Below are 12,018 nucleotides of genomic sequence, written 5' to 3'. Positions count from 1 at the left end.
AGGGGGGGGGGAGGGCCTTTAGCCACTCCCTCCCCGTACTTCGCCGAACGCCTCGCGCGACGCTCCCTAATCGCGCCAGTGCTGCTCCATCGCGTCGAGCATCGCCTTCGGCTTCTGCCACACGTCGCGCTCCTTGCGAACCCAGTCGGACGCCGCCCGGCCGAGGTCGCGGGCCTCGTCGCGGTGGGTCGCGACCCACCGCAGATGCCCGGCCGCTTCCGCCACGTCCGGGACGCCGCGGACGCCGCAGTGCCCCAAGTGCGGTTCGTACACGCCCTCCCAGCGCGACGGTGCCACCGGCAGTACGAGGTCCCCGGCGTCGGCGCAGATGTCGCCCTGGCCCTCGGAGGAGAGGGCGATGACGGGCAGGCCGGTGGCCATGCCTTCGACCAGGGGCAGGCCGAATCCCTCGCTGCCGAGGGCGAGCAGGACGTCGGCCCGCTCGTACCAGTGCAGGATGCCGCGGGTCGGTTCGTTCTCGTCGACGACCGTGATGCGGGGGTCGCGCGGGTACAGGCCGCCGCGTCCCTCCGCGCCGAACCGCGCCTTGACCACCAGCCGCGCGGCGGGGTCGTCCGCGAAGGCCAGCTCCCATGCCTCGATCGCCTGCGCGACGTGTTTGCGGGGTACCACCGTGCCGACGACGAGCGTGGTGATGCCCTCGCGTTCCGGGCGTGCGACATAGGGGTACACATCGGCGTCGATGCCGTCCGGCGTGACCTCGACCGGCACGGTGACCCCGCTCTCCCGGAACATCCGGGCGACGAAGCGGGTCGGCACCATCAGGGCCCGCGCGCGGTTCAGCGGCCCCACCCAGCACGCGGGCAGGCGGCTCGACTCCCACATGGTGTGGATCATGTGCGGACGGTCGGCGAACCGCTCCAGCTCCGGGCGGACCCATGAGTTGAACAGCAGCGGGCCCGGTTCGAGCGGGCCGGACGCCGCTACGACGTCGAGCATCTCCGGGGACAGTCCGGCCTTCTCCAGTTTGAACGGGACCAGGTTGACCCGGACCCCGAGCCTGCTGAGGCCGACGACGATGTACTCGGACATGCCCGCGTAGCCGTCGTGGACGTAGAACTCCCCGGCCAGGTTGACCGACTTGATCACCGGTCGGCCGCCGACAGCTCGCCCTCGCGCACCCACGCGATGACCTCGTCCACCATGACGTCGAGCGGGGTTCCGGCGACGAAGCCCAGTACCTCCTCGGCCTTGCGCGTGTCGGGCTTGCGCACACGGACGTCGTCGGGGAAGGGCTCCTCGCACTGGAGCGTGATCGGCTCCCCGGGGTTGACCCGGTCCCAGACGAACCGGGCGAGCTCGGCGATGGTGCGGCCGTGGCGGCCGGAGAGGTTGAAGTCCTCGCCCAGCGCCGCGTCCGACTCCATGGCCAGGACGATGCCGCGGGCCATGTCCCGGGCGTAGGTGAAGGTGCGGAACTGGCCCCCGTCGCCCAGGATGCGGAACGGGTTCTCGCGCCGCAGCGCGCGCTCGACGAAGTCGGGGATGACGTGGCCGCGCACCATCCGCTGCCGTTCGCCGGAGGACGTGCTGGAGTGCGGGGCGTGCCGCTCGCCCGCGCCCACGCAGTTGAAGGGGCGGACGATGGTGTACGGCAGGCCGTACTGGGACCAGGCGGCCCTCGCGTAGTACTCGACGGCCAGCTTCTGGAAGCCGTACGCGGTGGAGGGCGGCGCGATCCGCCGTTCATCTCCCTCGCGGAACCCGGTGCCCGCGTGCCCCTCGTACACCATGGAAGAGCTGACGTAGGTGACCTTGCGCAGCTTCTCGCCGTGCCGTCTGACGCCCACCTCGGCCGCCGCGCCGACCAGATGGTTGTTGGTGGCCAGGATGTCGTACGCGAGGTCCTTCATGTAGCGCACGCCGCCGATCAGGGCGGCGTTGGCGATGAAGTGGTCGCAGTCCGCGGACAGTTCGTACAGCAGCTCCTTGTCCGCCGCGTCGCCCACCACGCTCGTGAAACGCTCGTGCTCGGGCGGCGTACGGGCCGGCCGCCCGTACTTGGTGAGGTTGTCGAGGCCGACCACCGTGTACCCGCGCGCCAGCAGCTCCTCCACGACATACCCGCCGAGGAAGCCGGCCGCGCCCGTCACCAGGACCTTCACGTTGTTTCCCTTCTCATGCACCGGATGTGTGGCCACGTGATCCCGCGGGGCCGCTCGCGTCACGCCGACCGCGCCGGCCGGCCCTCGCCGAAGGCGAGGTACTCCACCGGGGCCCCGAGCTCCGCGCCGTCCCGGGCGTGCAGACCCCAGGCGTCGTACACGATGCCCGGGCCCGTCATCCGCTCGGCGAGCCAGTGCAGCGAGAGCTCGGCGTACGACCTGTGGTTGGTGCCGAGGACGACCAGGTTCGCGCCCTCGACGGCCTCCTTGGCCTCGGTGCACGGCTCGTATCCCAGCGCCCGCTGTCTGTCCTGCGGCACCAGCGGGTCGTGCGAACGGACCGTCAGCTCGCCGTATCTCTCCCGCAGCCGGGCCACGATCTCCACGGCCGGGGAGGACCGCTCGTCGTCCGTCTCGGGGTGGCCCTTGAACGCGACGCCGAGCAGGGCGACGGTCGGCGCTCCGGACCCGGCGGTGCGCGCCATCCGCTCCGCCAGCTGTTCGGCGATCCGCGCCGGGGCCTCCCGGTGCGTGGCGCCGACGCCGCCCAGCAGCTCGGAGCCGCGCGCACCGTGGTCCAGGAAGGCCCGGGAGAGGATGGCCGTGTCCTTGGGGAGGCAGGATCCGCCGACCGGCCCCGCCGAGGGCATCGCCCCCCGGGGGTATCCGGCCGCGGCGGCCTCGCGCACCTCGCGGGAGCTGACGCCCACGCTCTCGCAGAGCCGGGCGAGTTCGTTGGCGAAGGCGAAGACGGTGTAGCGGTACGCGTTGCAGGCGAGCTTCGCGACCTCGGCGGCCTCCAGGGTGGAGACCTCGACGATGTCCGGCGTCAGGACGCGGAACAGGGCGGCGGCCCGCTCGGCCGCGCGGGGTGTCGCGGCGGCCACGATCTGCGGCAGGCTGCGCAGCTCCTCTACGGCGATGCCCTGGACGGTCCGCTCCGGGCAGAAGGCCAGCTCGACGTCGCGGTGCGCACGCAGGGCGGCGCGGAGCCGGCGGGAGGTGCCCACCGGCACCGTGGAGCGGAGTACCACCAGGTTCCCGTCGACCGCCTCAGCGGCCACCGCCCGGACCGCGCCCTCCACTTGGCGCAGGTCAGGGGCGCCGGTGTCGTCCACAGGGGTGCCGACGCACACGATGTACGTATCGACCTCCCGGCCCGGCGGCACGGCGTCGGCCACCGTGAACATGCCGCTCTCGATCGCCGCGGCGAGGTCCAGCCCGGCCTCGTGGACATGGGGTTCCGCGCGGGCTAACCGCTCGCGTATCGCCTCGTTCCGCTCGATACCGATCACGGGGCGGCCCTGCGCCGCGAGGGTGACGGCGAGCGTGAGCCCGACGTACCCGAGGCCGATCACGCAGACCGTGCCCGGCGGCTGCCCGGCCCCGCCGTCGCCGTACTCGCCGTCGTTCCCGCTGCCGGCCTGTGTCCTGTTCACCTGGGTCCGCTCCTCTCGATCCACCTCGTGCCGCCGGTCACCGCGCCCGCAGGGTCCGCGGCGGACGCATATGGGTCTCCATGGCGTCGAGCAACGCGGGGCCCTTGTGCCAGAGGTTGCGGTGCCGGTGCACCCACTCCGACGCGGCCGCGCCCATCGCCGTGGCCTCCGCACGGTGGCGGGCCACCCACCGCAGCCGTTCCGCGACCTCCTGGACATCGGGTACGCCGCGCACTCCGCAGCGCCCGTACCCCGGCTCGTCCGCGACTTCCCAGCTGCCGGGCGCCACCGGTAGGAGGAGGTCGCCGGCGTCGGCGCAGATGTCGCCCTGGCCCTCGGAGGAGAGGGCGATGACGGGCAGGCCGGTGGCCATGCCTTCGACCAGGGGCAGGCCGAACCCCTCGCTGCCGAGGGCGAGCAGGACGTCGGCCCGCTCGTACCAGTGCAGGATGCCGCGGACCATCTCCTGGTCGTCGACCACGGTGATCCGCGGGTCATCGACGGTCAGGCCGTGCGACTTGGCCGTCTGGAACCGGGACTTGATGATCAGGCGGGCGTCCGGGTCGCCGTCGAAGGCCAGCTTCCACGCCTCGATCGCCTGGGCGACGTGCTTGCGCGGCAGCACCGTGCCCACGACCAGGGTCGTCACGCCCTCGCGGGCCGGGCGCTCGGTCCATGGGTACAGCTGCGGATCGACGCCTTCGGGGATCACCTCGATGGGCACGGTCACGCCGCTCGACCGGCACACATCGGCGACGAAGCGGGTCGGCACGATCACGGCCCGGGCGCGGTCGAGCTTGCGCGGCCAGTCGGCGGGCAGCTCGCTGGACTCCCACATCGTGTGCACGAAGTGCTCGGTCTCCGCGTAAAGCTCCAGCTCGGGTTCGAGGGCCGCCGAGAAGAGGACGGGGCCTTCTTCGTACGGAGTGGAGTTCGCGAGGAGGTCGAGCATCCTGGGGGACAGGCCCTCGGGGAATACCTTGATAGGGATGATGTTGACCCGGGCGCCTTGTCGGGCCATTCCCACGGCCGCGTACTCGGCCAGGCTTCCGTAACCATCCGCTACGAGAAAATGCGCCACCAGATTTACGGGCGCGGGGGCGTTCTGTTTCACGATGTGACCGGCCTTCACTTGTGACTGCCTGACGCATTGCCGCGACCGCCCACTGGATTCAACGAAAGGTGAGCTCAGCGTGGCGCGCCGGCATGTGATGGTCCGGCAAAGCTCTGACCAGGGACGTTGGCCCCAGTCTCGAAGATCAAGCGGGAGGTCCGTCCGGACGCTAAACAACTAATGCGTTTTAGTCAATAGGGGCCCGCAGTGATCATTTTCGAACGCTTCGTCCCTTATGTTCCTCCCGCAAAATGATCCTTGACGTTATGTGTGAAGACGCTCTAGCGTGACGCTGCTGCATGTGGAGAGCAGATGGATATCGCGGGATCGGTCTCGTGTTTCGATTCTGCCGGCCGTGTGCGGCCTGCTGCTGCGCGCATCCGAATGACGTGCCGAATTAAAGGCCGCCAAGGGAGATCGGTGGAGCGTTCGTGGACGAGCGAATAGCCGTGGTGACAGGGGCCGCCGGGGGAATCGGGGCGGCCACTGCCCGACGCCTGGCCCGCGATGGCACCGCCGTCGCCCTCGCTGACATCGATACCGAAGGGGTCGGACGCCTCGCCGCGGAGATCACCGCCGAGGGAGGCCGTGCGCTGCCCCTCGGGTGCGATGTCGCCGTCGCCTCTCAGGTCAAGGCGATGGTGCGGGCCACGGTCGAGGAGTTCGGCGGGGTGCACATCCTCGTCAACAGCGCGGGAGCCGTCCGGGACGCCGCCCCGCACACCCTGTCCGAGGCCGACTGGGACGCCGTCCACGCGGTGAACCTGCGCGGAGCCTTCCTGTGCGCCCGTGCCGCGCACAAACACATGGCGAGAGCGCGCTGGGGGCGAATCCTCAACCTGTCGGGCGCCTCGGCGCTCGACTCTCACGGCCAGGCCGACTACGCGGCCGCGAAGGCGGGTGTGGAAGGGCTGACCCGTGCGCTCGCCGTCGAGCTGGGACCGTTGGGCATCACGGTCAACGCCGTGGCCCCCGGCTTCATCGCGGCCCCGACGGCCCCGGGCGCCGGCGGTCCTGGAGAGGGCGGGGCCGCGAGGGCGGCGGCAGTCGCCGAGGCGGTCCCGCTGCGCCGGGCCGGACGGCCGGGCGATGTGGCCGCGGCCCTCGCCTTCCTCGCCGGAGAGGGTGCCTCGTACATCACGGGCCAGACGATCCACGTGGACGGCGGGCTGCCCCTCGGGCGGTTCCCGGTCGACGAGGGCGAGGCGGCGCGGGGACGACCGGGCCGCGCCACAGCACCTGAGGTGGGGGACTGATGCATCAGCAAGTGGAACGACAGGCAGCCCTGCGCCCCGACGCCCCGGCCGTCCGGGTTCTCGCCGACGGCCGGTGGACGGACACCGGTTGGAGCCGATTACGCGACATGGCGGCCGGAGTGGCCGAACACGCCGGCCGCGTGCTGCGGCGGAACGAGCCCGTGGTCCTGGCCCTCGACAACTCCGCCGAGAGCATCGCGGTGTTCCTGGGACTCACCGCCGCCTCGGTGGACATCCTGTGCCTGGAGGCGACCGGCCCGCACCTGGCCGCGGGCCGGTCCCCGGCGCGGGACATCGGCGCACGGCACACGGTCGCACCTGACCGGAGCGACGGTGTCCTGGCGTACGAGGACGTCCTGGCGGAGACCAAGGGCCCACTGCGCGCACCGGACCGGAACCCCGAGATCCTGGGCATGACCTCCGGCTCTACCGGCGAGCCCCGGATCGTACGGCAGAGCCTCGCCGGCATCGAGCGCGGCGGCCGCATCTACCGCGAGACCTACGGCTACACCGCCCACGACAGCCTGCTCGGCCCGATCCCGATGGCCCACTCCTTCGGCATGATGGGGCTGCTCGCCGGAGCCCTGGTGACCGGGGCCCGCATCCTGACCATGCCCCGCTTCAGCGTGAGCGGAGTGCACACGGCCATCGACGAGGGCGCCACGGTGCTGCTCGGCACGCCCATGATCTACCGCATCCTCGGCATGGCCCCGCGGCCCGCCGGGAGCGGCCCGGCGCTGCGGGCCCTGCTGTCGTCGGGCGGCCCGCTGCCACCGGAGACGCGCGTACAGGCGGAGCGGGCGTTCCGGCTGCCGGTGCACCAGATCTACGGCAGCACCGAGGCCGGCGTGATCGCGTGCCAGTACGACCGTGAGAGGCCATGGCCCGCGGGAGCGGCGGGCCGGATCCACCCCTCGGCGACCTGGCGGCTCACACCGGCCGAGGGCGATGACGCGCCCCCGGGCGCGGGGTGGCTGCGCATCCGCACCGCCACGCTGTTCTCCGGCTACCTCGGCGGCGGCGACGTGCTCGACGAGGACGGCCTCTACGACACGGGGGACCTGGTGAGCGTCGACGCCTCCGGAGACCTCACCGTCCTGGCGCGCAAGAGCAGCTTCATCAACGTCGGCGGCCGCAAGGTCGACCCCGGCCGCGTGGCCGGGGTCCTGGGCGAGTGCGCCGCCGTGGCGGAGGCGCACGTCTTCGGCCACGAGGAGGACGGTGAGGAGTCGGTGCACGCGGCGGTCGTCCTGCGCGACGCGCACACCGGCGTCGCCGGCCTGCTGGCCCACTGCCGCGGCCGGTTGGCGGCCTACGAGGTGCCGCACCACGTCCACGTACTGCCCGCACTGCCGCGCACGACGCTGGGGAAAGCGGACCTCACGGCGGTGAAGCGGGCGTGCGCGCTCCTGCCCGCCGTGACTGGCGCCCCTGCCGAGGCCGGCGCCTCAGCCGAGGTCGGTGCCCCCGCCGTGACCGGCGCCCCCGACGGGGGCAGACCGTGACCGGCCGGCCCCGCCGAGGTCAGGAAGCGAGGGGGCCGGTCTCGGCCGCCACCACCGCCGCGAGATGGCCCGGGCTCGGATTGTCGAAGACGGCCGTCACCAGCGCCGCTCGCAGGCGGTCGGCGGCTTCCCCCTGGGCGGGCCGCCAGCGGGCGACGAGCCGCTCGACCAGCATGACCGCCCGCAGCGAGTCGCCACCGTGCGCGGAGAAATCGTCATCCGCCGCCAGGGGCGGGCAGCTCAGCACCTCTCCCATTTCCTCGCCGACGATTCCGGAAATGCGAGCGATATCACTGAACGCCTCGTGGGCTGCTCCGTTGACCATGGCCGCGATACTATCCGCTCTGCTTGGCGGGGAACACCCGGACACGTGCGCGGAGTTGCCGAGGAGATTCCGTTGACAGTGCTGAAGGAAGTTTCCGGATACTTACCCGAACGGCGCGTTCCGGTGCGGGAATTTCTGCAGAAGAACGAGGTACCGGAGTCGCGGATCAAGCTTTACGAGCGATATTTTGGCTTCTCCCGGGTCCGCGTGGCCGAAGGGGAGACGCCGACCCGGCAACTCCTCTCCGCGGCCCAGGGCCTGACGGGGCTGAAGGGAAACGAGCGGCGCGTTCGGTACGTCCTTCAGGGCCGGACGATGCCGGTCGCCGCCCCGTACCCCGCGAGCACCGTGCACGAGGTGCGCGACGCCCTCGGGCTGCGCCACGCCCACGCCTTCTGCGTGACCCAGCACGCCTGTGCGTCAGGGCTGCTGGCCATCGAACTCGCCGGCCGGCTGCTCGCCGCGGACGGCGATCCCGATGCGCTCGCCCTGGTCCTCACGGGCGAGAAGGTGTTCACGGCCAGCGCCCGCGTGATCCCCGACACCGGCGTGATGGGGGAGTGCGCGGCAGCCGCCCTGGTCGGCCTGGGCGGCTCGCGGGACCGCCTCCTGGGCTACGCCACGCGGACCCGCGGCGAATTCGAGGACGGAATGTCCATGGACCCGGAAACGGCCAAGACTTTCCAGGAGGTCTATCCGCAGGCGCTGGCCGAAGTGATGCGTGCCGCCGTGGAGCGCGCCGGCCTGGCCCTGGGGGACATCGATCTCATCCTGCCGCACAACGTCAATCGGATGTCCTGGCTGCCGGTGCTCAAGCAGCTGGGAATTCGAGGCGCTGACCGGCTCTTCACCGACAACCTCCCGGAGATCGGACACTGTTTCGGAGCCGACGCGCTCCTCAACTACCTGACCGCCCGCGAGAAAGGCAGACTGCTACCCGGCCAGAGGTATGTGATGACCGCTGTCGGCCTCGGTGCGACTTTCTCGGCCATGGTATTCGAACACTGAAGGTGAGTACGGAAAGTGAGTTCCGAAAGGGATGCCATGTACCCGAATCCCGCCCTGCCCTGGACCGCCCGCATCCGCTCCGTGCTCGGCGGGGCGCCGGACGCCCCCATGGTCCTGCTGGGCAACTTCGAGGTGGAGAACCAGTGGGCCGAGAAGGAGCGCGGGCTGCCCCGGGTCGCGGTGAGCGCGACGCGGGAGATCGCCAACCGCATGGACGAGTTCTGCCTGCTGCTCGCCGGGCCGGCCGACCACGTACTCCTCAAGTCCGCACCGGACGACGGACACCTGGAGCACCTCGCGGCGCTGGGCTTCGACCTCCCGCAGGTGCTCACGCCCGCCGCCTGCGACCCGCAGCTGACGGTGACCGAGGACGTACTCGCCGACCCCGGTCTCCTCAAGGAGCTCGGCACGCTGGCGGGGAGCCCCGTCCTGTGGCCGCACGGCGTGTCGGAGCGCGAGGAAGACTTGGCCGAACGCGCCGGGCTGCGGGTCGCGGCGCCGTCCGCGCGGATCTGCAAGACGGTCAACGGCAAGGCGTACGGCCGTGAGACCGGCGTGGCGCTCGGGCTGCGCCAGCCGCGGGGCTGGGCCTGCCGGTCGGTCGGTGAACTGCGGAGCGCCGTCGAGGAAGCCGGCCGCCTCCTCGACCAGGGGGCCACGGTCGTCGCGAAGGACTCGTACGGTGTCTCGGGCAAGGGCCTGCTCGTCGTCTCCGAGCGAGCCCTTCTGGAACGCGTCGCGCGGAAGATCGTACGGACCGCCGAGCGCGCGGGGGACGACCGGGTGAACATGGTCATCGAGGCGTGGGTGGCCAAGCGGACCGACCTGAACTACCAGTTCACCATCGGCCGGGACGGCGCCGTCGCCTTCGACTTCGTCCGCGAGGCCGTCACCGACGCCGGCGTCCACAAGGGGCACCGCATCCCCGCCCGCCTCGACGCCGCCCAGTGCGCCGAACTCGAAGAAGCGGCCCATCTGATCGGCCGACGGCTGTACGCCGACGGGTACTTCGGTCCCGTCGGGGTCGACGCGATGGTGGACCCGGCGGGCGGGCTCTACCCCATCGTGGAGATCAACGCCCGCAACAACATGTCGACGTACCAGGAACGCGTCCGGGAGCGGTACATCCCCGAGGGCAGGGTCGCCATCGCCGCCCAATACCCCGTCACGCTGCGCGAACACCTCCCGTTCGCCCGGCTCGCGGATCTCCTGGGGGACGTGCTGATGGCACCCGGCAGCCCCGAGGGCCTCATCGTCAACAACTACGCCACGGTCAACGCGGCCGAGCACCGGCTGGGGGGCGACGGCCCGGGGACCTTCGACGGCCGCCTCTACGGGATCGTCGTGGCCGACGACGACACCCGTCTCGCCTCGCTGGACCGGCAGATCGCCGCACGCGTCACGGCCCTCACGGAGGAGAACCGCCATGGCCGCTGAACCCACTGAACTCCACATCCAGGGCCTGGCCGTATCGGAGCTGGCAGCCGAGTTCGGCACCCCGCTGTACGTATACGACGCCGAGACGCTGGCCCGCCAGTACCACGGACTGCGGGAGCCGCTCCACCCCGCTGTGGAGATCTTCTACTCCCTGAAGGCCAACCCCAACGTCGCGATCTGCGCGCTGCTCGGCTCCCTCGGAGCGCGCGCGGAGGTCTCCTCGCTGGCCGAGCTGGCCACGGCCCGGCGGGCCGGCGTCGCGGCGGACGACATCGTCTTCCCCGGCCCCGGCAAGAGCGCCGAGGAGATCACGGCCTGCCTGGACGCGGGGATCGCGGCCGTCGTCTGCGAGTCCCTGGACGAACTGGCGCTGGTCGACCGCCTCGCCGCCGAACGCGGGACCACCGCGCGGGTGGCGCTCCGCGTCAATCCGAGCTTCTCCGTCAAGGGCGCCAAGCTCGTGATGAGCGGCACCAGCCGGCAGTTCGGCATCGACCAGGAAACCCTCCTCGCCCAGCGGGACCTCGCGGAGCGCTTCCCCTCGGTGCGCCTGGTCGGCATCCATATCTACATGGGCACCCGCGTGCTCGAAGAACGCGTCGTGGCCGAGCACACCGAGCGGATCTTCGAGGCCGCCGAGCAGATCGCCGAGGCCCTCGGCTTCCCCCTCGAACTCGTCGACATCGGCGGAGGGCTGGGCGTGCCCTACTTCGACGGCGAACGCGAACTCGACCCGGCCGCCCTCACCGCACTCCTGAACCCGATCGTCGAGAAGTTCACGGCCGGTCACCCCGAGACCCGGATCATCATGGAACTGGGCCGGTATCTCACGGCCCCCGCGGGCGTCTACGTCACCCGGGTCCGTTATCTGAAGGAATCCCGGGGAGAGCGGTTCGCGATAGTCGACGGCGGAACGCACCACCACATGGCGGCAGTCGGCCTCGGCTCATTCGTCAAACGGAATTTCCCGATTCGGCTGCTGAACCGTACGGGCGCCGAACCGGATCAGGTGTGGAATATCGCCGGCCCGCTCTGCACGCCCAACGACACGCTCGGCAAGAAAGTCTCCCTGCCGCCCCTCAGGATCGGCGACCTCATCGGGGTGCTCCAGTCCGGGGCGTACGGGCCGAGCGCGTCGCCCGTCCTCTTCCTCAGCCACGGCCATCCCGCCGAGGTCCTGGTGCACGCAGGCCGGGCCCTCGTGGTCCGTGAGCGGGACGGCCTGGAAGACCTGCTCGGCAAGCAGCACATGTACGACCTCACCGCGAGCGCCGGTGACGTCGGCACGGCGACGAGCTGAAGACAAGAGGCAAGGGCGAGAAGCAAGAGCAAGAGCAAGAGAACAAGACAAGAACAAGGCGATACAAGAGAAGCGAGAAGATCATTATGGGTACCGACACCAAACCCTCCGCCGACCTGCCCCGCATCACGCAGATCGCGATCAAGGCGCTCGCCGTAATGCACAACCGTGAGCCGGAATCCATCACGGCGGACACCAGGCTCTTCGACGACCTCGGTTTCGACTCCACCAGCATCCTCGAACTGCTGATGACGCTGGAGGACGAGCTGGGATGCGAATTCGACCCGGAGACACTGGAGCCGACCGACTTCGAGACGGTCGGGTCGCTCGCGGCCTACGCGGCCAGGCAGCTCGACGAGCCCGAGCAGTGATCCACACCTCCGTTCCGCCGCGAGTGGCCGCTGGGCCGGGCCCGGATTAACAGGAAACCCCCCCTGGTTTGGCACACCACAGGGAGGGTGATCGAGGGGGGGCGGTTTCCCACCAAGGAAAGAGGGGATCTTTTCGC

At 70.9% G+C, this 12,018-nt stretch carries 10 protein-coding genes and 1 pseudogene; 6 read left to right on the top strand and 5 right to left on the bottom strand.

Annotated elements, in window-relative coordinates:
* Positions 1-66: 66 nt before the first annotated feature.
* From AC07AB_RS20245 to AC07AB_RS20230, 4 genes are read right to left on the bottom strand one after another with little or no spacing between them, the layout of a single operon-like run.
* Positions 67-1,110, bottom strand: coding sequence for a glycosyltransferase family 4 protein (locus AC07AB_RS20245; RefSeq protein ID WP_478568631.1), 1,044 nt, complete (start codon positions 1,108-1,110; stop codon positions 67-69).
* Positions 1,107-2,147, bottom strand: coding sequence for an NAD-dependent epimerase/dehydratase family protein (locus AC07AB_RS20240; protein WP_478568628.1), 1,041 nt, complete (start codon positions 2,145-2,147; stop codon positions 1,107-1,109). Before AC07AB_RS20240 ends, AC07AB_RS20245 begins: the two co-directional genes overlap by 4 nt.
* A gap of 38 nt (positions 2,148-2,185) precedes the next feature.
* Positions 2,186-3,565, bottom strand: a complete 1,380-nt coding sequence (locus AC07AB_RS20235) for a nucleotide sugar dehydrogenase (RefSeq protein ID WP_478568625.1) — start codon at positions 3,563-3,565, stop codon at positions 2,186-2,188.
* A 37-nt stretch (positions 3,566-3,602) separates the two neighbouring features.
* The gene (locus AC07AB_RS20230; protein ID WP_478568622.1) at positions 3,603-4,679 is read right to left on the bottom strand and encodes a glycosyltransferase family 4 protein; all 1,077 of its coding nucleotides are present in this window, start codon (positions 4,677-4,679) and stop codon (positions 3,603-3,605) included.
* Between the two features lie 431 nt (positions 4,680-5,110).
* On the opposite strand from AC07AB_RS20230, the pseudogene AC07AB_RS20225 reads away from it, so the two are divergent.
* Both AC07AB_RS20225 and AC07AB_RS20220 read left to right on the top strand, forming a co-directional pair.
* Positions 5,111-5,848: pseudogene (locus AC07AB_RS20225) on the top strand (SDR family oxidoreductase); the annotation flags it as partial.
* 86 nt (positions 5,849-5,934) lie between these two features.
* Positions 5,935-7,440 carry a class I adenylate-forming enzyme family protein gene (locus tag AC07AB_RS20220; RefSeq protein WP_478568619.1) on the top strand — a complete coding sequence of 502 codons (1,506 nt, stop codon included), beginning with the start codon at positions 5,935-5,937 and terminating at the stop codon, positions 7,438-7,440.
* Positions 7,441-7,459: 19 nt separating this feature from the next.
* Here AC07AB_RS20220 and AC07AB_RS20215 read toward each other — a convergent pair whose 3' ends face one another.
* Complete coding sequence (locus AC07AB_RS20215; protein WP_478568616.1) at positions 7,460-7,765, bottom strand: phosphopantetheine-binding protein; 306 nt, start codon at positions 7,763-7,765, stop codon at positions 7,460-7,462.
* On the opposite strand from AC07AB_RS20215, the gene AC07AB_RS20210 reads away from it, so the two are divergent.
* The 4 genes from AC07AB_RS20210 to AC07AB_RS20195 all read left to right on the top strand — a co-directional run bounded on the left by AC07AB_RS20210 (position 7,745) and on the right by AC07AB_RS20195 (position 11,881).
* Entirely contained in the window at positions 7,745-8,773 is a 1,029-nt protein-coding gene (locus tag AC07AB_RS20210) for a 3-oxoacyl-[acyl-carrier-protein] synthase III C-terminal domain-containing protein (protein WP_478568613.1), read from the top strand. The genes AC07AB_RS20215 and AC07AB_RS20210 overlap by 21 nt on opposite strands.
* A gap of 15 nt (positions 8,774-8,788) precedes the next feature.
* A complete protein-coding gene (locus AC07AB_RS20205; RefSeq protein ID WP_478568610.1) occupies positions 8,789-10,210 on the top strand; it encodes a preATP grasp domain-containing protein in 1,422 nt (473 codons plus the stop codon).
* Entirely contained in the window at positions 10,200-11,510 is a 1,311-nt protein-coding gene (lysA, locus tag AC07AB_RS20200; protein ID WP_478568607.1) for a diaminopimelate decarboxylase, read from the top strand. Before AC07AB_RS20205 ends, lysA begins: the two co-directional genes overlap by 11 nt.
* 86 nt (positions 11,511-11,596) lie before the next feature.
* Positions 11,597-11,881 carry an acyl carrier protein gene (locus AC07AB_RS20195; RefSeq protein ID WP_478568604.1) on the top strand — a complete coding sequence of 95 codons (285 nt, stop codon included), beginning with the start codon at positions 11,597-11,599 and terminating at the stop codon, positions 11,879-11,881.
* Positions 11,882-12,018: the final 137 nt, after the last annotated feature.

It is taken from the genome of Streptomyces sp. NPDC044033 (genome assembly GCF_056434425.1).
The sequence above is the reverse complement of the archived record's forward strand: the minus strand, read 5'-3'. Positions and strand labels throughout refer to the sequence as shown.